At 72.2% G+C, this 20,034-nt stretch carries 19 protein-coding genes; 11 read left to right on the top strand and 8 right to left on the bottom strand.

Annotated features, from left to right (window positions below; translation table 11 throughout):
- Positions 1 to 54 precede the first annotated feature (54 nt).
- A complete protein-coding gene (locus IQ210_RS45505; RefSeq protein WP_194085129.1) occupies positions 55 to 774 on the top strand; it encodes a response regulator transcription factor in 720 nt (239 codons plus the stop codon).
- Here IQ210_RS45505 and IQ210_RS45500 read toward each other — a convergent pair.
- From IQ210_RS45500 to IQ210_RS45495, 3 genes are all read right to left on the bottom strand, one after another.
- Positions 723 to 2,498, bottom strand: a complete 1,776-nt coding sequence (locus tag IQ210_RS45500; RefSeq protein ID WP_194085128.1) for an ABC transporter ATP-binding protein — start codon at positions 2,496 to 2,498, stop codon at positions 723 to 725. The genes IQ210_RS45505 and IQ210_RS45500 overlap by 52 nt on opposite strands.
- Before the next feature lie 75 nt (positions 2,499 to 2,573).
- The gene (locus IQ210_RS48130; protein ID WP_256780076.1) at positions 2,574 to 2,699 is read right to left on the bottom strand and encodes a hypothetical protein; all 126 of its coding nucleotides are present in this window, start codon (positions 2,697 to 2,699) and stop codon (positions 2,574 to 2,576) included.
- 385 nt (positions 2,700 to 3,084) lie between these two features.
- Positions 3,085 to 4,890: a bifunctional metallophosphatase/5'-nucleotidase gene (locus tag IQ210_RS45495; protein ID WP_194085127.1), complete on the bottom strand. Its 1,806-nt coding sequence runs from the start codon at positions 4,888 to 4,890 to the stop codon at positions 3,085 to 3,087.
- A 182-nt stretch (positions 4,891 to 5,072) separates the two neighbouring features.
- Between IQ210_RS45495 and mshD the strand changes: the two genes are divergently transcribed.
- Positions 5,073 to 5,999 carry a mycothiol synthase gene (gene mshD / locus IQ210_RS45490; RefSeq protein ID WP_194085126.1) on the top strand — a complete coding sequence of 309 codons (927 nt, stop codon included), beginning with the start codon at positions 5,073 to 5,075 and terminating at the stop codon, positions 5,997 to 5,999.
- Between the two features lie 45 nt (positions 6,000 to 6,044).
- On the opposite strand, the gene IQ210_RS45485 is transcribed toward mshD, so the two are convergent.
- From IQ210_RS45485 to IQ210_RS45465, 5 genes are all read right to left on the bottom strand, one after another.
- Positions 6,045 to 6,689: an ABC transporter gene (locus tag IQ210_RS45485; protein ID WP_322658521.1), complete on the bottom strand. Its 645-nt coding sequence runs from the start codon at positions 6,687 to 6,689 to the stop codon at positions 6,045 to 6,047.
- Positions 6,690 to 6,806: 117 nt separating this feature from the next.
- On the bottom strand, positions 6,807 to 8,327 hold the full coding sequence (locus IQ210_RS45480) for an ABC transporter permease (RefSeq protein WP_194085125.1): 1,521 nt from the start codon (positions 8,325 to 8,327) through the stop codon (positions 6,807 to 6,809).
- On the bottom strand, positions 8,324 to 9,187 hold the full coding sequence (locus tag IQ210_RS45475; RefSeq protein WP_194085124.1) for an ABC transporter ATP-binding protein: 864 nt from the start codon (positions 9,185 to 9,187) through the stop codon (positions 8,324 to 8,326). The genes IQ210_RS45480 and IQ210_RS45475 overlap by 4 nt, the downstream gene beginning before the upstream one ends.
- Positions 9,184 to 10,002: a cupin domain-containing protein gene (locus IQ210_RS45470; protein WP_194085123.1), complete on the bottom strand. Its 819-nt coding sequence runs from the start codon at positions 10,000 to 10,002 to the stop codon at positions 9,184 to 9,186. The genes IQ210_RS45475 and IQ210_RS45470 overlap by 4 nt, the downstream gene beginning before the upstream one ends.
- Positions 10,003 to 10,144: 142 nt before the next feature.
- The gene (locus IQ210_RS45465; RefSeq protein WP_194085122.1) at positions 10,145 to 10,684 is read right to left on the bottom strand and encodes an RNA polymerase sigma factor; all 540 of its coding nucleotides are present in this window, start codon (positions 10,682 to 10,684) and stop codon (positions 10,145 to 10,147) included.
- A 144-nt stretch (positions 10,685 to 10,828) separates the two neighbouring features.
- Here IQ210_RS45465 and IQ210_RS45460 point away from each other — a divergent pair, with 144 nt between their 5' ends.
- The 9 genes from IQ210_RS45460 to IQ210_RS45420 all read left to right on the top strand — a co-directional run bounded on the left by IQ210_RS45460 (position 10,829) and on the right by IQ210_RS45420 (position 19,979).
- Positions 10,829 to 11,257, top strand: a complete 429-nt coding sequence (locus tag IQ210_RS45460) for a GntR family transcriptional regulator (protein ID WP_194085121.1) — start codon at positions 10,829 to 10,831, stop codon at positions 11,255 to 11,257.
- Entirely contained in the window at positions 11,254 to 12,162 is a 909-nt protein-coding gene (locus tag IQ210_RS45455; RefSeq protein ID WP_194085120.1) for an ABC transporter ATP-binding protein, read from the top strand. Before IQ210_RS45460 ends, IQ210_RS45455 begins: the two co-directional genes overlap by 4 nt.
- On the top strand, positions 12,159 to 13,154 hold the full coding sequence (locus IQ210_RS45450; protein WP_194085119.1) for a TMEM14 family protein: 996 nt from the start codon (positions 12,159 to 12,161) through the stop codon (positions 13,152 to 13,154). The genes IQ210_RS45455 and IQ210_RS45450 overlap by 4 nt, the downstream gene beginning before the upstream one ends.
- Positions 13,151 to 13,981, top strand: coding sequence for a hypothetical protein (locus IQ210_RS45445; protein WP_194085118.1), 831 nt, complete (start codon positions 13,151 to 13,153; stop codon positions 13,979 to 13,981). The genes IQ210_RS45450 and IQ210_RS45445 overlap by 4 nt, the downstream gene beginning before the upstream one ends.
- On the top strand, positions 13,978 to 15,006 hold the full coding sequence (locus IQ210_RS45440; RefSeq protein ID WP_194085117.1) for a hypothetical protein: 1,029 nt from the start codon (positions 13,978 to 13,980) through the stop codon (positions 15,004 to 15,006). Before IQ210_RS45445 ends, IQ210_RS45440 begins: the two co-directional genes overlap by 4 nt.
- Positions 15,003 to 15,854, top strand: coding sequence for a hypothetical protein (locus tag IQ210_RS45435; protein ID WP_322658516.1), 852 nt, complete (start codon positions 15,003 to 15,005; stop codon positions 15,852 to 15,854). Before IQ210_RS45440 ends, IQ210_RS45435 begins: the two co-directional genes overlap by 4 nt.
- A gap of 161 nt (positions 15,855 to 16,015) precedes the next feature.
- Positions 16,016 to 18,385 (top strand): RNA degradosome polyphosphate kinase, encoded by a 2,370-nt coding sequence (locus IQ210_RS45430; RefSeq protein WP_194085116.1) that lies wholly within the window; start codon positions 16,016 to 16,018, stop codon positions 18,383 to 18,385.
- Positions 18,366 to 19,469, top strand: a complete 1,104-nt coding sequence (locus IQ210_RS45425) for a CHAD domain-containing protein (protein WP_194085115.1) — start codon at positions 18,366 to 18,368, stop codon at positions 19,467 to 19,469. Before IQ210_RS45430 ends, IQ210_RS45425 begins: the two co-directional genes overlap by 20 nt.
- Before the next feature lie 51 nt (positions 19,470 to 19,520).
- The gene (locus IQ210_RS45420; RefSeq protein WP_194085114.1) at positions 19,521 to 19,979 is read left to right on the top strand and encodes an NUDIX hydrolase; all 459 of its coding nucleotides are present in this window, start codon (positions 19,521 to 19,523) and stop codon (positions 19,977 to 19,979) included.
- Positions 19,980 to 20,034 lie beyond the last annotated feature (55 nt).

Here is a 20,034-nt window from a genome sequence, read left to right as displayed (position 1 = left end):
CCACACCCATCGCTCTGCCAGCTCCGCCACAGGCTCTCGTCACACCTTGTTCAGATGGCGCGGAAGATTCTGCTGGCCGACGACGACGAGGCCGTGAGGGAAGGGCTCGGGCGGCTGCTGCGGTTCGAGGGGTACGAGACCGTCCTCGCCGGGGACGGACGCACCGCCCTGGAACTCATGGCGGGCGGCCCGGACCTGGTGCTGATGGACGTCACCATGCCCGGGCTCGACGGGCTGGCCGCCACCCGGCGCATCCGGGCCTCCGGCAGCACCGTCCCGATCCTGATGATCACCGGGCGGGACGCGGTCGGCGACCGGATCGTCGCCCTCGACAACGGCGCCGACGACTACCTTGCCAAGCCCTTCGACGCCGAGGAACTCCTCGCCCGGGTCCGCGCGCTGCTGCGCCGCAGCCGACCGCGCGTGGTGCCGCCGAAAACCGGTGAGCAGCTGTCGTTCCAGGACGTCGCCATCGATCTGCGCAGCCGTACCGTCACCCGCGGCGGCCACCCCGTCGACCTCACCCGGACCGAGTTCTCGCTGCTCGAGTACCTCATGCGGCATCCGGCGAAGGTGCTCAGCCGGGCGCAGATCCACAAGGAGGTGTGGGGCTTCGACTTCGAGCCGGCCTCCAACACCCTCGACGTGTACGTCATGTATCTGCGGCGCAAGCTGGAGAGCCGCGGCGAACCGCGGCTCATCCAGACCGTGCGGGGGCTCGGTTACACGCTGAGGAGTCCGGCGGGAGTCACGGCGGGCCGTACTTCCTGCTGACCGGCGCCCGCCAGCCGCGCGTACGTCCCGCCCCGCCCGACGAGTTCGTCGTGCGTGCCCTCCTCCACCAGCCGCCCGCCGTCCACGACGAGGATGCGGTCGGCGTCGGGGGCGAGGCTGAGATCGTGCGTGATCATGATGGTCGTACGGCCGGACATCAGGTGCCGCAGCGGTTGTACGACCCTTCGCGCGGCCACCGCGTCCAGGCCGGCGGTCGGCTCGTCGAGGATCAGGACGGGCGCGGCGCGCAGGATCGCGCGGGCGATGGCGATCCGCTTGAGCTGGCCGCCGGAGAGGGCGGCGGTGCCGGGGGCGATGACGGTGTCGTAGCCGTCGGGGAGTTCGGTGACGAAGGTGTGGGCGGCGGCGGCCGCGGCGGCCTTCTCGACCTCCTCCTGGGTCGCGCCCGGGCGCCCGCAGGCGATGTTCTCGCGGACGGTGCCGTGCAGGATCAGGGTCTCCTGGGGGAGCAGGGCGATGTTCTCGCGCAGGAACGCGAGCGGTACGTCCGTCAGCGGGACGCCGTCCAGGCAGAGCACGCCGGACGCGGGGTCGTAGAAGCGGAGCAGCAGCTTGGCGAGGGTGGACTTGCCGGCGCCGCTCGGGCCGGTGACCAGGACGAGTTCGCCGGGGGCGGCGGTGAAGGTGACGTCGTGCAGGGAGGCGCGGTCGGCGCCCGGGTAGCCGAAGCTCGCGCCGTGCACGCTGACCCACCCGCGCACCGGCCACTCCCGTACGGGCTCGGCGGGGTCGGTGACGGCGGGTTCGGCGTCGAGGATCTCGCCCAGGCGCTGGGCGCCGGCCGTGGCGGCGGTCAGGGTGAGGCCGAGCTGGCCGAGGTTGCGGACGGGTGGGTAGAGGTAGCCGATGAAGGCGGCGAAGGCGAGGAGCTGACCGAGGGTCATGCGGTCGGCGGAGATCTCCCACACGCCGAGCCCGATGACGGCGAGGACGCAGATCGTCTCGACGACCTCGACGAACTGCTCGTACATCTCACTGAGCCGGGCCCCGCGGACGCTGGCCTTCATCCAGGCACGGGCCTCCCGGTCGAGGCGCTGTTCCTCGTCCCGGTGCCGGTTGTAGGCCTGGGTGAGGACCACATTGCCGAGCGACTCCTCCACCACCGAGGTGATCGCGCCGTCGGCGACGCGCTCGTCCTGGGAGGCGCTCCTGACGCGCCCGGCGAAGCGGCGGGCGGCGAGCAGGAACAGCGGCGCGAGGACGAAGGTGGCGAGGGCCAGGTCCCAGCGCAGCCAGAGAGCGGCGCAGGAGTAGAAGACCGCCGAGAAGGCGGCGGAGACGGTACCGACGACCCCCGACACCACCATCTGTTCGATGGCCTCGACGTCCCCGGTGAGCCGCTCGACCAGGTCGCCCTGCCGATGCCGCTGGAAGAAGTGGGGTGGCAGGTCCTGCACATGGCGGAACACCTTGGCGCGCAGCCGGAGCACGAATCTCTCGGCGGTCCAGGTGGCGAGCGAGTTGCCGAAGTAGCCGACGAGCGCGCCGAGCGCGGCGACGGCGAGCCAGGCACCGGCCGGTCCCCAGAAGGCGGCGAGCGAACCGGCCTTGAGCGCGGTGTCGGTGAGGTGCGCGAACAGCAGGATGGAGGCGGTCTCGGCGAGCGCCGACACCACGACGCACGCGATGATCGCCAGCAGCCACTTGCGGTCGCCGCGGGTGAGCGGCCAGAACCGGCGGAAGGCCTCGCGGACTTCCCTCATGTCTCACTCCCTTCGGACATGCCCGAGGCGGGGCCACCGAGTCCCTGTCGGTGGCCCCGCCTCGTCGTTCGGGTGTCAGCAGCCCTTGTTCTTGTTGCCGACCGGACGGGCCTTCTTCTGCTGCGGGGCCTTCTTCTTCGGCGCCGGGGCGGCGGGCTTGGTGTTCTTCTTGGCGACGGGGGCGATCTTGTGGAAGCTCATTGAATTCTCCTCGGTGATTATGAGGTGCGGATTATGCGGGGCTTATCTCAGTTCTTGTGGTCAGTCCTTATGGGACACCGGGCGTCGCCGCGGGGTCACCTTCTTCACCTGGGCCTTCTTCTTCGGCGCGGGCTTGCGGGTCGCCTTGACCGGGGTGACCTTGTGGAAGCTCATCGGTTTCTCCTTCGTCGTTCGGTTTCGACATGGAAAACATTACGTGCCCCCGAACCGGGAAATGACCAATTCCGCTTAGACCTCGATGAATTGAGCCTGAGACAAGTTTTCAGGGGAAACTCGGAACCGAACCCGGCCTCACACAGGTTTTAATACGCGAAGAGGCGGCCACGTCGGTGACATGGCCGCCTCTGGGGTGCTGCGGGAACCGCTACTGCACGATCGTGATCCGGTTCGTCGCCGGGGGCGCGATCGGGCTGGTGGCCGAGGAGTTGGCCGTGAGGTACTGCTCCAGGGCCGCCAGGTCGTCCGTGCCGACGAGGTCGTTGGTGCCCTGGCCCAGGGTGGTGATGCCGTCGCCGCCGCCCGCGAGGAAGCTGTTGGTGGCGACGCGGTAGGTGGCCGTCGGGTCGAGGGCCGTGCCGTTGAGCTTGACGGAGTCGACGACGATCCGGTCGGCGCCGGTCTTCGTCAGGTCCAGGGTGTAGGTGAGGCCCGAGGACGGCTGGAGGATCTTCGGGGAGGCCGCGTTGCTGCCGCTGACCTGCTCCTTGAGGACCTGGATCAGCTGAGCGCCGGTGAAGTCCTGGAGGTTCACGGTGTTGGAGAACGGCTGGACCGTGAAGCCCTCGGCGTAGGTGACTACTCCGTCGCCTTCCGTGCCCTTCTGCGCGTACGTCAGCCCCGCCCGCACACCGCCCGGGTTCATCAGCGCGAGGTCGGTCTCCGGGTCGAGCGTCTTGCCGTACGCCAGTTGCGCGTCCGCGATCAGGTCGCCCATCGGGGACTCGGTGCCGGTGTTCGGGATGTCGGCGGAGATGTAGCCGATCGCGCGGTTGCCGATGGGCGCCGCGAGGGTGTTCCACCTGCTGATCAGCTCGGTCATGTCCGGCGCCTTGGCGACGGTCCGGGTGACCACGTGGTTCGCCGACTTCACCGACGTACGGGCGATGTCACCCGTCCAACGGTCGTACGTCAGCGTCGTGTCCGTGTAGAGCCGGCCGAAGGACGCCGCTGAGGTGACCGTGCGCGGGTTGCCCGCCGGGTCGTTGATGGTGCAGGCGTACGCGGCGTGGGTGTGACCCGTCACCAGCGCGTCAACCTGCGGGGTGATGTTCTTGGCGATGTCCACGATCGGGCCGGAGATGCCGTCGCCCGCGCCGGGGGAGTCGCAGTTGTAGTTGTACGCGCCGGAGGCCGGGGCGCCGCCCTCGTGGATGAGGGCCACGATCGACTTCACGCCCTGTGCCTGGAGCACACGCGCGTACTTGTTGATCGTCTCGACCTCGTCCTTGAACTTCAGGCCCTTGACGCCCTCGGCGGAGACGACACCGGGGGTGTCCTCCAGGGTGACGCCGATGAAGCCGACCTTGATGCCGTCCTTCTTCCACACCCAGTAGGGCTTGAGGATCGGCTTGTTGGTCTTCTCGTTCAGGACGTTCGCCGCGAGGTACGGGAAGTCGGCGCCCTCGAACTCCTCGTCCGTGTAGCAGCCGGCGGTCGGGTGACAGCCGCCGTTCTGCAGGCGGCCCAGTTCCTTCGCGCCCTCGTCGAACTCGTGGTTGCCGACCGAGGTGACGTCCAGGTCCAGCTTGTTGAGCGCCTCGATGGTGGGCTCGTCGTGGAAGAGGCCCGAGATCAGGGGCGAGGCGCCGACCATGTCACCACCGGCCGCGGTGATGGAGTACTTGTTGCCCGCGCGCGCGTCGCGCAGATGCGTGGCGAGGTACTCGACACCACCGGCGTCGATCGTCTTGCTGGTGCCGTCCGCCTGGAGTTCGGTGACGCGGCCGGAGGAACCGGACGGGGGCTCCAGATTGCCGTGCAGGTCGTTGAACGACAGCAGCTGCACGTCCTGGTAACGGCTGGGCAGCTTGCCCGGCTTGCCCGCTTCTGCCGGGGCGGCCGACGAGGGCAGCGCGGCGGCGAGGGCACCGGCGGTCGCGAGACCGGCGGCTGCGGCGAGCAGTCGGACGGTCCGTCTGCGGCGGTGGTGCGGCTGGGATATGGCTGGCATACGCCCCCCTGTGGGTCGTCTGAGCAAGTGGGCCCCGTCCGGCGCAGCCTAAAGTCAACGCGCGTAGCGCGACAGGGGTTTCTTGGTTACATCCTGGTTTCCCTTTGCCCTGCCCTTTGCAGGCACTTTGCAGGGTTTACGGTGCCGCCACTTTGCTGCCTCTCCCCCGTACCCTCGTACGCATGACCAGCGACGACACCGTGCGGCCCGGCAGCACTCGCTCCATTCAGACCTGCTCGGCACTCTCCCCGGACCAGACGGACGCCGTCCTCGCGCTCCTCGCGGCGGCCGCCCGCAGCGACGGCCAGCAAGCCGTCTCGGAACAGGGCCGGTTGCAACTGCGCGGCGGCGCCCGCGAGGGGGTGGCCCATCTGCTGCTGACCGTCGACGACGAACTCGTCGGCTACGCCCAGCTGGAGGACACCGACCCCGTGGAGGCCCCGGCCGCCGAGCTGGTCGTCCACCCCGGGCACCGCGGTCGCGGCCACGGCCGGGCCCTCGGCTCCGCGCTCCTCGCCGCCTCCGGCAAACGGCTGCGGGTGTGGGCCCACGGCGGTCACGCCGCCGCCCGCCATCTCGCCCAGGTCCTCGGCCTCACCCTGTTCCGTGAGCTACGGCAGATGCGGCGGCCGTTGACCGACCTGGACCTCCCCGACCCGGTCCTGCCGGAGGGCGTGACCGTACGGTCCTTCGTCCCCGGCACCGACGACGCCGCCTGGCTCGCCGTGAACGCCGCCGCGTTCGCCCACCATCCCGAGCAGGGCTCCCTCGTCCAGCGCGACCTCGACGACCGGATGGCCGAGCCCTGGTTCGACCCCGCCGGCTTCTTCCTCGCCTTCCGCGGCGACGAACTCGTCGGCTTCCACTGGACCAAGGTCCATGCGACGGAGGGGCTGGGCGAGGTGTACGTCCTCGGTGTGAAGCCGGGCGTCCAGGGCGGGGGCCTCGGCAAGTCCCTCACGACCATCGGGCTGCGGCACCTCGCCAAGCAGGGGCTGCCGACCGCGATGCTCTATGTCGACGCGGACAACAAGGCGGCGGTGTCGGTGTACGAGCGGCTGGGGTTCGTGACGCATGAGACGGACCTGATGTACCGCACGGAGACGTGATGTGACGCCGGGGGCCTCAGGGTCCGGGGCTCAAGGTCCGAGGACTCAGGCCCTGGTGGGCTTCAAGAACACCCGGCGCCTCAGGGGTTCCGGCCCGCACACCCCCCACACCACCACCGCGCCGACCAGCACCATCCCCCACCGGTCATGCGCCGCCGCCCACTTCGGGTCCTGCGTCCCCACGAACAGCTCCCACCGCCCCGGCCACAGCAGCAGCCCCAGCACGGCCGTCGTCAGCACCGCGCCGGCCACCGCCTGCCCCGGTTCCGCCGCCTGTGTGAGGCGGATCGCCGCCGACGCCGCCGCGAGCGCCAGCGTGAACGCCGCGCCCGCCTCCAGGGTCACGTCGCCCACGGGCGGACGTATCCCGTCCGGCACGAGCAGCAGCGCCGCCGTCCACCACGCCGCGGTGACCGGCGCGACGAGCGCGACCCGCAGGGCGTGACGGGCGGGTCGGCGGGTCGGCACCGCAGCCGTCGTGTGCCGGGCCGGGTCGTCCAGCACGAACGCCAGGCCCAGGGCGAAGGCGAGGGCGGCGGCCCGCAGCAGGTTCAGCGCCAGCATCTCGTCGGCCTCGTCCGTCAGCCGCGCCATCGAGACGATCAGCAGCCCCACGGCACCGGCGGCACCGAGCGCCCGCCAGGGCAGGGTCCGCAGCACGGGTACCAACAACGCTCCGGTCAGCCGCACTTGCCCACCTCCAACGCCCCCGGAACCGGCACCACCGGCCTTCCCTTCACGCACACCTGCCCACCCCCACCATCACCTCGGCGAGCACCCGCGGAGCAGGCACCACCCGCCCTTCCCTCAGTCGCATTTGTCCGCCCCCACCTTCGCCGTGACCCCCAGCAACTCCGCCACCCGTGCCGTCGTCACCTTCGGGGACGTCAGTTCCGTCCAGTTCGTCCGCACCTTCGCCGCCACCCCGTCCCGCGGCTGCTCCAGCAGCTTGCGGACGACCGTCGTCTGACCGGCCGTCATGGTCAGCGGGTTCGTCTGGGACAGGACGATCGCCGAGCCGCTCACGCTGTCGTCGAGGCGGACGTTCTTGAGGCTGCCGATCGGGTCGGACCGGCCGGCCAGGGCCAGCCACATCACGGTGACCATGCGGCCGTCGCACAGCTCACCGGCCGTCTTCTCGTCGCCGGTGACCAGCACCCCCGCGACGGCGGCCGAGAACTCCGGGACCCGGTTGCCGCCCCAGGCCGTGCCCACCGTCACCTGGTGCGGGGTCGTCGCGGGGTCGAGCGCGGCGTCGCCGTCGAGGCCGTAGCGCGCGTCGAGCCGCTGGCGGACGAGGAGGCTCTGGTCGTGGGCGGTGCCGCCGGCGAGGGACTGGACCTCGGCCACGGCCCGCGCCCAGTCCGCGGTCCGGCCCCGCCACTCGGGGAACGCGCAGTAGCGCGACCCGTCCCGCTCCACGCATGTCTGCACCTGCTCGGGGTGGAGCGTGGCCCGCTCCCGCGCCGCCGTCACCTCGGAGGAGACGCCCTGGCCCTGCGCGACCGCGCCGAGGACCGTCAGCGCCAGCGCCCCGACGAACCCGGCCTGCACGGACCGCGCACGCAGCCCGCCGCCGACCAGCACCGCGAGCAGCGCCACCGTCAGACCGAGCGCGGCGAGATAGAGCGCGTGCCAGGCGGCGGGGCGGCCGATCAGGTCGGAGGGCAGGGTGTTGCTGCTGGCCACCCCTATGACCGGGGTCAGCCAGCGCGTCCAGCCCTCGTCGATGCCGGCGCCGGTGCTGAGCAGGAAGAGGAACAGGAAGAAGACCACGACCAGCGGTGCCGTGAAGGGCGTCCTGATCACGCGGGCGATCAGCACCCCGGCCGCCCCGAACGCGAGCACCGTCAGCGGTCCGACCAGCAGCTCGCCCGGCGAACCGTGCCCGAGCGCGCCCGGCTTGAGCGCCTGCCAGCCGAACTGCCCGGCCACGCACACCGCGGTGAGCAGCGCGGCCGGGACGACGGACAGTAGATGCGCGGCCGTCCGGTGTGCCGTGCTCATCACCAGCACCGTGAAGTGCCGTTCCGTGTCGCGGCGGAGGGATCTCAGCACGGCCTGGTTCACCGCCAGCAGGACCGCGAGGCCGACGAGGAGCGGGCCGCCCTGGGTGGCGCGGTCGGCGTCCTGGAGGGCCGGGTAGCCGTCCGCGTAGTCCTGGGCGCGCCATACGATCCAGGCCGCGTAGACGAGGAAGCCGAGGAGCACCGGGATGGTGGTGAGGAGCCTGCGCGCCTCGAAGCGGGCCAGGGCGAACACCGCCGGCCAGGGGTTGTGCGACTGCGTCTGCGTGGCGGTCGGGGCCGCCTCCATGACCGCGCTCATGCCGCCGCCACCTCCACGCCCGCGTCGTCCAGGGTGAGCAGGTAGCCGTCCTCCAGGGTGGGGTCGGTGAGGTCCGCGCCGGCGGGCGGGTTGCCCACGTTGCGGAAGGAGCCGGTGCCGGTGCGCCAGCCCGCCTTCGCGCCCGGGTCGCGTTCCGCGCTGTTCCACACGCGGCCCGCGGCGACCGCGGTCAGCTCGGCCGGGGTGCCGTCGAAACGGATCCGGCCGCCGGCCATCACCACGACCCGGTGGCAGAGCATCGCCACGTCCTCGGTCTGGTGGGTGGACAGGAGCACGGTCCGGCCCTCGCCCGCCCGGGCGATCAACTCCCGGAACCTCATGCGCTGTTCGGGGTCCAGGCCGACCGTCGGTTCGTCCAGGACCAGGAAGCCCGGGTCGCCGACGAGGGAGGCCGCCAGCGCCACCCGCTGCCGCATCCCGCCGGACAGCTTCTTGATGCGTTTGCCGCGCACGTCGCCCAGGTCCACCTCGTCGAGCACCCGCCGCACCTCGCGATGGCGGGCGCCGCGGTCGGTGAGCTCCTTCAGGATCGCCACGTAGTCGACGAACTCGAAGGCGGTGAAGTCCGGGTGGAAGCCGGGGGTCTGCGGCAGATAGCCGAGCCGCCGCCGCACCTCCTGCCGGCCGCGCGCGGTACCCGGGTCGTTCCCGAGGACCGTGAAGGCGCCGCGGTCGGCGGGGACCGCCGTGGCCAGCACCCGCAACAGGGTCGTCTTTCCCGCCCCGTTGGGGCCGAGCAGCCCGGTGACGCCCCGGGTCAGCCGCAGCGACACGTCGTCGAGGGCGCGGGTGCCGCCGTAATGGAGGCTGAGCCCCTCGGCGGAGACGGTGGGTGTCATACGGCACTCCTGGGGAAGACGTCGAAACGGTCACGTACGAGGAAGAGCAGGCCGACCGCGAGGGCGGCGACCGCCGCGGCGGCGCCCTGGCCGGCCGCGGTGAACGGCACGAGCGGGCCGTCCCCGGCCCGGTCGGCGGCGACGAGCAGCGCGACCCATGCCCCGCCGACCAGCGACGGCGCGAGCACCGGCCCCAGCCGGGGGGTGAGCGCGAGTCCGGTCGCGGTCAGGGCGAGCGCGGGCAGCAGCCAGGCCAGCGCGCGCAGGCCGTACGAGGGCAGCGCGAGGGTCGCCAGGCCGTTGAGGCCGAGGCCCGCGGCGAGCACCGCCACCGTGCGGATCATCAGCAGCCGGAAGCCATGGAGCGGGCTGACGACCGCCATCTCGTACGTCGGGTCCAGCGCGGGGCCGTACGACAGCGCGACCCCGGCGAGCGGGAGCAGCGGGGCGAGGGCGAGGAACAGGGTCGGCGAGTCCGCCGTGTAGACCACGCCGACGGTCGTCAGCAGCAGGAACACCACCGATGCCAGCCATGAGCGGCGCAGCACGGGTGTCGCCGTGAGCAGCCGGGCGACATGGTCGGCTACGCCGATCCGCACGAGCAGCGACTCGAACAGCCCCCTTCGGGGGACGTCGAGTTCGGCGTCGAGCCGGTCCCAGCCGGCGTCGAGGGCGACCGGGTCGCTCACCGCGGCGAGCGCCTCCCGGCACTCCGCGCAGGACATCAGATGCGTGTCGGCGGACCAGAGCATGGGCGGCGCCAACTCACCCTGGGCGTAGGCCCGTAGATCCTCGGCATCCACATGCCACGTCATGCCGCCACCTCCACTGTTCGTACCCGCACCGACCGAGCCGTCCGCGCGCGGCCCCGCGGACCGCGTCCGCCGGTCTGCCATGTGACGCCGTCACCCACCGTCCACGCGCGGCCCCGCAGACCCCGTCCGTCCATCCGCCCGCTCATGCCAGCGCCTCCCGCAGTTGCTTGCGGGCGCGCAGGGCCCGCGTCTTGACCGTCCCCGGCGGAATTCCCAGGACGACGGCGGCCTCGCGGGTGGTCAGTCCGTCGATGACCGTCGCCTGGAGGACCGCGCGGAGTTCGGGCGAGAGGCGGACCAGGGCGCCCGCGAGGTCTCCGTGCTCCACCCCCGCGAGCACGCGTTCCTCCGCGGACGCCTCGTCCCGGTGCCGCAGTCTGGCCAGCGCCTGCCGCAGCCGCCCCCGCGCCCCGTCACCGCGCAGCGCGTCGACCAGCCGCCGCGACCCGATCCGCCACAGCCACCCGGCCACGTCGCCGTCCTCCCGATAGCGGGCCTTGCCGCGCCAGATCGCGAGGAAGGTCTCCTGCACGACGTCGTCGACTGTCCCGGCGTCGGCGCACCGGCCCCGCAGTCGCGCGGTCAGCCACGGCGCGAACCGCCGGTACAGCTCCTCGAAGGCGCGCCGGTCCCCGGCTGCCGCGGCCCGCAGCAGCTCGCCGTCGCTTCTCGTCTCGCTCACACCCCCTCATCGCACGAGCCCCACCGATCGGTTCACGGATCGGCGAACGACTTTCCGCAGCCGTCGCCCGAAGCCGCCGCTTGACTTTGCCACCCCCCTTCCACCACCCTTTCACTACTCAATTAGTGAAAGGGTGGTTCACGGGTGCTCGAGTACCGCATCGACCGGCACTCCGGGGTCGCCACGTACGTCCAGATCGTCCAGCAGACCAAGCAGGCCCTCCGACTGGGCCACCTGGAGCCGGGCGACAAGCTCCCCACGGCTCGCGAGGTAGTGGAGGCCACCGCCATCAACCCCAACACCGTTCTCAAGGCCTACCGCGAGCTGGAGCGCGAGGGACTGGTCGAGGCCCGCCGCGGACTCGGCACCTTCGTGCGCCGCGGTCTCGGCGCCGCCCCGGCCGACTCGCCGCTCAACGCCGAGCTGGACGGCTGGACGGCCAAGGCCCGCGAGGCCGGCCTGGACCGGGACGACGTGGCCGCCCTCTTCACCGCCGTACTCGACAAGCACTTCCCGACGCAGTTCCCCGAACAGACCGCCGCGACCCAGCACAGCCAGGGAGACCCTTCATGACCGACACCGCCCTCGAGGCAGCCGCGCTGGGCAAGCGTTTCGGGCGGCTGCGGCGGAGCGCCGGCTGGGCCCTGCGGGACTGCTCCTTCGCGCTCCCCGCCGGGCGCGTGTGCGCCGTCGTCGGCCCCAACGGCGCGGGCAAGTCCACCCTGCTGGCCCTCGCCGCGGGTCTGCTGGCCCCGACCGAGGGCACGCTCTCCGTGCTCGGCGAGCCCGTCGGCCAGGCACGCGCGCGTGTGGGCTTCGTCGCGCAGGACAAGCCGCTCTACCCCCAGCTCACCGTCGCCGAGACGCTCCGCATGGGCGGCGACCTCAACCCCGGCCGCTGGGACGCGCGCGCCGCCGAGCGGATCGTCGCCGGCGGCGACCTGGACCCGAAGGCCCGCGTCCGCTCCCTGTCCGGTGGTCAGCGCACCCGGGTCGCGCTCGCGCTCGCCCTCGGCAAGCGGCCCGAACTGCTGCTCCTGGACGAGCCGATGGCCGACCTCGACCCGCTGGCCCGGCACGAGCTGATGGGCGTACTGATGTCGCAGGCGGCCCAGCACGGCACCACGATTGTCATGTCCTCGCACGTCGTGGCGGAGCTGGAGGACTCCTGCGACCACCTGCTGCTGATCGGCGGCGGACGGGTCCGGCTCGCCGGGGAGATCGACGCACTGCTGGAGACGCACGCGCGCGTGTCGGCCGCCGCCGACACCGACCTCGCCCCGCACACCGTCGTCGAGTCCCGCACCACGGGCCGTCAGCTCACCGCCCTGATCCGCCCGGCTGCCCCGCTCCCCGCCGACTGGCGCCCCGGCACGCCGTCCCTGGAGGAGCTGGTCCTCTCCTACCTGCGCAACCCCGAGGCGCAGACGACGGCGCCGGGCACCCCGGCGAAGTCCCCCGAGGAGTCCGCCGTATGACCACCCTCACCCCACCCGCCCCGGGCACCCCGCACCTCACGCGCTGGCTGATCCGCCTGCACCGCCCGGCCCTGCTGTTCTGGACGGCCGTGGTCGTCACCGTCTCCGGCGTCCTGCTGTGGCTGGGCGGTCCGCTCGCGGACGCGTCCGCGGCGGCCTGGCGGGCGTACGACGCCTGCCAGGCGTCCGCGTGCCGGTACGACCAGGCCGCGATCATCCACTACAAGGACGTCTACCAGTACGCGACGATCGCCGTCCTCGCCGCGCCCTTCCTGGTCGCCGCCTGGGCGGGCGCCGCCCTCACCGGCCGCGAGGTGGAGACCGGCACCGCGCGGCTGGCGTGGACGCAGAGCAGCTCCCCGCTGCGCTGGTTCGCCTCCCGGCTGGCGCTGCCGGCGGCCGTGGTCACCGCGGGCACCGGCCTGCTGGTCGTGCTGCACCACCTGGCGTGGTCGGCGGGCAAGGGCCGCATCGGCACCCTCAAGAGCTGGTACGACCTGCCGACCTTCTACGCCAACGGCCCGGTCGTCGTCGCCCTGGCCCTGGCCGGCCTGGTCGCGGGCGCCCTCGCGGGCCTGCTCCGGCGCGGCTCCCTGCCGGCGCTGGTCGCGGGCCTGGGCTTCACCGGCCTGCTCTGGTACGCCGTCCAGCTGGTCATGCCCCATCTGTGGACCACGTCCACCAGTGTGGTCGCCCTGAAGCGGTTCGCCCCGACCGGCGGCGGCCTCGGCGTCGACGAGGGCATCGTCACCGCCACCGGAGCCCACGTCTCCAACCTGACCTGCGGGAACTCCGAGAACGACGAATGCCTCGCGTTCTACGACAAGTTCGACGCCGTCGGCTGGTACCGCGACTACCACCCGGCCTCCCACTACTGGCCCCTCCAGCTCACCGCGACCGCCCTGGTCCTCGCCCTCACCGCCCTGCTGACCCTGCTGGCCTTCCGGCTGCTGCACCGCGAGACCGGCCTCCGCAAGGGAAGGTCCGCATGAGCGCCTTCACGGCACAGCTCGCCGCGGTGCTGCGCCTGCACCGCGCGGCCCTGATCGTGTGGACCGTCTTCGTCGCCGGCTGCGTCGGCTACCTGGTGTGGCTGACGGAAGTCACCGCCCCCGCCCTCCGCGAACCCCTCGCGGGCGCGCTCGGCCTGGACTACTTGGAGTACAGCAGCCCGATGGGCTGGGTCAGCACCTTCATGTACTACGGCTTCTGGGCCGTCGCCGCCTGGTCGGCCGCCGCGCTCGTCGGCCGCGAACTGGAGTCCGGCACCGCCCGGTTGGCGTGGACGCAGGGCGTCACCCCGGTCCGCTGGCTGGCCACGAAGCTCGCCGCGCCGGCTCTCGTCCTCCTCGCCGGCGGCGCGGTGTTCGTCCCGGTCTACCGCTGGGCCTGGTCGGCGCATCGCGAAATGATGGGCGACGACTGGACGTTCGCCGACGTCTTCGCGGCCCGCGGCCCGCTCGTGGTGGCGTACGCCCTGTGCGCACTGGCCGTGGGAACGCTCACCGCGCTCCTCGTACGCCGCGCGCTGCCCGCGTCCGCCCTCGCGGTCGCCGTGATGATCGTGCTCAACCGGTATGTCGAGAAGTACCGCGAGGACTACTGGCCCCCGACCACCGGCACCCCGCACGGCGCGCCGGTCATGCGGGTCGACTCGGCCTCGTACCACCCGCAGTCCCACTACTGGCCCCTGCACCTGGTCGAGACCGGCATCATCCTCACGGCCACGACTCTGGCCACAGCAGCCGCGTTCCTCCTCCTAGGCCCTGCCCGCCGCACCGTCCCCGCCCGCACGCCCCGCCAGGAGTCCCCCGCATGACCGCGACCACCACCGCCGCCACCCCGGCGCCCGCCACGGGAAGACCCGCTGCCACCGGGCGCACGGTGCTGCGCCTGCACCGCGCCGCGCTGATCGTCTGGCTGGTCGTCGTGGCCGCCGCCGCGGGCAGCCTGCTGTGGGCGTACGGTCCCGCCGCCACCGATGCCTATGCCCACTGGCGGCGGCAGTGCCCCGACGACATCGACGCCTGCATGTGGGACACCACGATCAACGGCTACTACCGGGCCGTACGGCTTCCCGAGCTGGCGCTCTCCTGGCTGTGCCTGCCCGTCGCCGCCTGGGCCGGGGCCGCGCTGATCGGCCGCGAGATGGAGAACGGCACCGCGAAGCTGGCCTGGACGCAGTCCGTGAGCCCCGCCCGCTGGCTGGTCGGCAAGCTCGCCGTGCCGGCCGCCGTGCTCACCGCGGGCACGACCGTGCTGGTGCTGGTGCACCGCCTGACCTTCGAGGCCAACCCGTTCCCGGTGTACCTGTACTGGTCGGAACGGGAGACCTTCGTCGCGAACGGCACCGTCGCCGTCGCCCTCCCCCTGTGCGCCCTCGCCCTCGGCGCCCTCACCGGCCTGCTGCTGCGCCGCACCCTGCCCGCGCTCGCCCTCGGCACCGCGGTCACCTGGGCCGTCGCCTACCTCGCCGCCCAGGCGACCCCCGACCTGTGGCCGTGGAAGACCGCCACCGCGTCCCTGGAGTCCGAGTGGCCCACCCTGGGCACCGACGTCCTGTACGGCGACCAGGGCATGCTGACCGACACGGGGTCGCGCATCCCCTACCCGACCTGCGGCGACGACTTCGCCCAGTGCATGACCGACCACCACGCGACCGCCTTCTACGCCGACTACCACCCCGCCTCCCACTTCTGGCCCCTCCAACTGATCGAGACGGGCATCCTGCTGGGCGTCACGGCCACAGCCGTCACCACCGCGTTCTGGCTGCTGCGTCGGAGGACCACGACGGGGGCCGCCACGTTCCCGCTGCCGCGCCGGAAGACCGGGGCCGCCGCGTGAGCACCCTGGCCGTCCGCAGCACCCTGCGGCTGCACCGCCCCGCCGCGCTCGCTTGGGCCCTCGCGCTTGCCGCCGCCACCGCGTATCTGATCCGCCTGCACGCCCTCGCCGACGAGGCCCGCAAGGGCATCAGCGCGTGTGCGGTACCCGCCCAGGACGGCCTTCCGCTCTGCTCGGCGGTCGAGGCGATCACCGCCGACGCCACCTACTCCGACGGCATCGCCCTGGTCACCGGCTGCCTGGCGCTGCTGATGTTCCCGGTGGCCGCCTGGGCGGGGGCGGTCGTGGGCCGTGAGCTGGAGACCGGGACGGCCCGGCTGGCCTGGACCCAGTCGACGCCCCCGACCCGCTGGCTGGCGAACCGGCTCACCGTCCCGGCCACGCTGCTCACCGTGGGTACCGCCACGGTCGTCCTGCTGAACAACTGGGCCCGCGGCGACGACAACCCGAACCTGGTCGGCGACTGGTACTACTCCGAGGTCTTCATCGGCACCGGCCCCGCCGCCGTCGCCCACGCCCTCGCGGGCCTCGCCCTCGGCACCCTCGCGGGCCTGCTCACCGGGCGCGCCCTGGCAGGCGCCGGGGTGGCCCTCGCCGCGTGCCTGGTCCTCCACAACGCCGTGGACCTCTTCCGCGCCGACCTGTGGCCCACGCTCACCCGCGTCGGCGCCTTCGAGCCGCCCCGCTCGTACTTCCAGGTCGACTGGTCGGCCGACGAGACCCGTCTGACCTTCCACCCCGCGTCCCACTACTGGCCGCTCCAGTACGTCGAGACCGGCGTCCTTCTCGCCCTTGCCGCCGCGGCGACGGCCGCCGCCTTCGTTCTCCTGCGCCGCCGTACCGCCTGACATCCAGGCCGCGACGGGTCACGACTTCCGGACCGCACGTCCTCCCACGGGGGTGGGGGACGTGCGGTCCGGGCGTGTAGATGCCCGGGAGCCGTCCCGCGATATCCCGCACGCCATGTCTCCGTAACCATTGGTTCAGACGGGCTTGCGACGCTCGGCGAATGAAGCCCGCCGTGCCAGAGCCTTCGCCGCCCCCCAGGGGGTCCGCGGGGAACGGGGACCTCCGCCTCGCCGCCGCGCTCCCGCCCGCGCTGTCCGACGCGCCCGTATCGCCCGTGGCGCGGAAGAATGGGTCCATGAGCCAGCCCAACACCCAGGCAGCACAGGTCCAGCACGCGCAGCCCTCCGTGGGCTCCATAGCCGCGCACCGCCCGCACACCGTCGCGGCGGCCGTCTCGGACCTGGAACCCGACATCGACGCCGACCTCGACGCGTACGAGGAGGCCCCCTACGACGGCGCCCAGCTGCCGCAGGGGCGTTTTCTCGACCGGGAGCGCAGCTGGCTCGCGTTCAACGAGCGCGTCCTGGAGCTCGCCGAGGACCCGAACACGCCCCTCCTGGAGCGGGCGAACTTCCTCGCCATCTTCGCCAGCAACCTGGACGAGTTCTTCATGGTCCGGGTGGCGGGACTGAAGCGCCGTATCGCCACCGGCGTCGCCACCCGCTCCGCCTCCGGCCTCCAGCCGCGCGAGGTGCTGGAGATGATCTGGGCCCGCTCCCGCGAGCTGATGGCCCGGCACGCCGCCTGCTACCACGAGGACGTCGCCCCCGCACTCGCGGAGGAGGGCATCCACCTGGTCCGCTGGAACGAGCTCCAGGAGAAGGAGCAGGCCCGCCTCTTCACCCTGTTCCGGCACCAGATCTTCCCGGTCCTGACCCCCCTCGCGGTCGACCCGGCGCACCCCTTCCCGTACATCTCGGGCCTCTCCCTGAACCTCGCGGTCGTCGTACGGAACCCCGTCACCGGCCACCGCCACTTCGCCCGCGTCAAGGTCCCGCCGCTGCTGTCCCGCTTCCTGGAGAGCTCCCCCGGCCGCTACGTCCCCATCGAGGACGTCATCGCCGCCCACCTGGAGGAGCTCTTCCCGGGCATGGAGGTCCTGGAGCACCACGCCTTCCGCCTCACCAGGAACGAGGACCTGGAGGTCGAGGAGGACGACGCCGAGAACCTGCTCCAGGCCCTGGAGAAGGAGCTCATGCGGCGCCGCTTCGGCCCGCCGGTGCGCCTGGAGGTCGAGGAGTCCATCGACCGCGAGGTGCTGGACCTCCTCGTGCGCGAGCTGAAGATCTCCGAGGCCGAGGTGTATCCCCTCCCGGGCCCCCTGGACCTCACCGGCCTCTTCCGCATCGCCTCGCTCGACCGCCCCGAGCTCAAGTACAAGAAGTTCATCGCCGGCGTCCACCGCGACCTGGCCGAGGTCGAGACGGCGTCCGCGCCGGACATATTCGCCGCCCTGCGCGCCCGCGACGTCCTCCTGCACCACCCGTACGACAGCTTCTCCACCTCCGTGCAGGCCTTCCTCCAGCAGGCGGCCGAGGACCCGGACGTCCTCGCCATCAAGCAGACCCTGTACCGGACTTCGGGCGACTCCCCCATAGTCGACGCCCTCATCGACGCCGCCGAGGCCGGCAAGCAGGTCCTCGTCCTGGTCGAGATCAAGGCCCGCTTCGACGAGCACGCCAACATCAAGTGGGCGCGCAAGCTGGAGGAGGCCGGCTGCCACGTCGTCTACGGCCTCGTCGGTCTGAAGACCCACTGCAAGCTGTCCCTGGTGGTCCGTCAGGAGGGCGAGACGCTACGGCGGTACAGCCACGTCGGCACCGGCAACTACCACCCGAAGACGGCCCGCCTGTACGAGGACCTCGGCCTGCTCACCGCCGACCCCCAGGTCGGCGCGGACCTCTCCGACCTCTTCAACCGCCTCTCCGGCTACTCCCGCCGCGAGACGTACCGCCGCCTCCTGGTCGCCCCCAAGTCCCTGCGCGACGGCCTGATCTCACGGGTGAACAAGGAGGTCCAGCACCACCGCGCGGGCCGCCCCGCCTTCATCCGTATCAAGGTCAACTCGATGGTCGACGAGGCCCTCATCGACTCGCTCTACCGCGCCTCCCAGGCCGGCGTGCCGGTCGACGTCTGGGTGCGCGGCATCTGCGCGATCCGCCCCGGCGTGGAAGGCCTGTCGGACAACATCAAGGTCCGCTCGATCCTCGGCCGCTTCCTCGAACACTCCCGGGTCTTCGCCTTCGGCAACGGCGGCGAGCCCGAGGTGTGGATCGGCAGCGCCGACATGATGCACCGCAACCTCGACCGCCGTATCGAAGCGCTGGTACGGGTCACCGACCCGGCCCACCGCGCAGCCCTCAACCGCCTTCTGGAAACGGGCATGTCCGACACCACCGCCTCCTGGCACCTGGGCCCGGACGGCGACTGGGAGCGGCATGCCACCGACGCGGACGGCCAGCCCCTGCGCAACATCCAGGAGATGCTCATAGACGCCCGGAGGCGCCGGCGTGGCACAGCAACACCTTGAACCGACGGACGCCTCGGCCGGGGCGGTCACGGCGGACGCCCTCGCGGGCTACCTCCGCGCCCAGGCCACGGAGTTCCTCCGAGCCCTGCGCCAGCACCGCGAGAACGGCGGTGCGGCGGCGGGCGGCTCGGAGGCGTCCGTCGACGCGGCCCGAGCCCTCCGCCGCTCGTCCCGCCGCATCAGCGCCAGCCTCCACACCTTCCGCCCCCTCCTGGACCCGGACTGGTCAGAACGCATCCGCCCGGAACTGGCCTGGCTGTCAGGCACGTTGGCACTGGAGCACGCGTACGAGGCAAGACTGGAGAGGCTGCTGCTGGCCCTGCACAGGTTGTCGGGCGCGATGGTCCCCACTCAAGTGGACGTAGTTGCGGGCAGTCGTGCCGCTGGGGCGGCGCCCGGCCCACAGAAAACGGCACCCGCCAACGCGGCTAGTGGAAACCCCGGTACGCCAGCCCCGGACCGCGGCAACCTCACAGTAGGCGCGGCGAAGGCAGGCGCCCTCCTGGACCGCCAGCTAACCCTCGCCCGCACCCGCGCCCACAGCACCGCCCTCCAGGCCCTCGGCTCCTCCCGCTTCCACGCAGTCGCCGACAACATCGCCGTACTGGCCAGCGAAGTCCCCCTCTCCCAGACAGCCGCGACCACCCCCCTCCCACCCCTCGCCGCCGCAGCCGAGGACCGCCTCAACGACGCCATCACCGCCCTCCCCCTCGTCACCGCAGGCCACCCCTACAACGCCGAGGCCCTCATCCACGGCCTCTCCCCGGACCCGTCCCCCCACCCCCAGGACGCCCCCTGGCACCAGGTCCGCCTCCTGCTGCGCCTGCACCGCTACGCCCGCGAGGTCCTCCAGGACGCCGAGATCGTCGACGTACGCCTGCTCACGGCGGGCGAAGCCCTGGACCGGCACCGCGACGCGTCGGAGGCGGCGGCCGCCGCGGCACAGGCGGCGCGCACCCCGCGTATCGCCCCGGCCACCGCGTACGCGCTCGGCGTGCTCCACGCCGATCAGCGCCACGAGGTGGAGGCCGCGAGATTCGCCTTCCAGCAGGCATGGCAGAAGGAAACGGTCAGCACCCCATAGCCGAGACAACAGAGACAGCCACGACAGCCGAGAAGGAACGGTGAGCGCCCAGTGAGCTCTCCCGACACGACCGACCCGACCGGCCCGACCGACCCGACCGGCACCACCACCGTCCACGCGGCCGGCTGCGTCCTGTGGCGCCGCTCCCCCATCGACGGCGAGCTGGAGATCTGCCTCGTCCACCGGCCGAAATACGACGACTGGTCCCACCCGAAGGGCAAGCTGAAGCGCGGCGAGGACGCGCTCGCCGGCGCGCTGCGCGAGGTGGAGGAGGAGACCGGTTACGAGGCGACCCCGGGTGCCAGGCTGTCCACCGTCCGCTACCTGGCGAACGCCCGCCCCAAGCAGGTCCGCTACTGGGCGGCGGAGGCCACGGCCGGGGCCTTCACCCCGAATACCGAGGTGGACCGCATCCTCTGGCTCCCCCCGACGGCGGCCCGCAACCGGCTGACCCAGCCGCGGGACCGCTCGCTGATCGACGATCTCCTGGCGGCCCTGCACCTCGCATGAGGCCGGTGCGCGACATGGAATGCAACCGTTCCGTGACCTAACCGCACCTTCCGCA

The organism is Streptomyces justiciae, assembly GCF_015163075.1.
In the GTDB taxonomy this organism is placed as follows: domain Bacteria; phylum Actinomycetota; class Actinomycetes; order Streptomycetales; family Streptomycetaceae; genus Streptomyces; species Streptomyces justiciae.
This window is presented reverse-complemented; position numbering and strand designations above follow the sequence as displayed.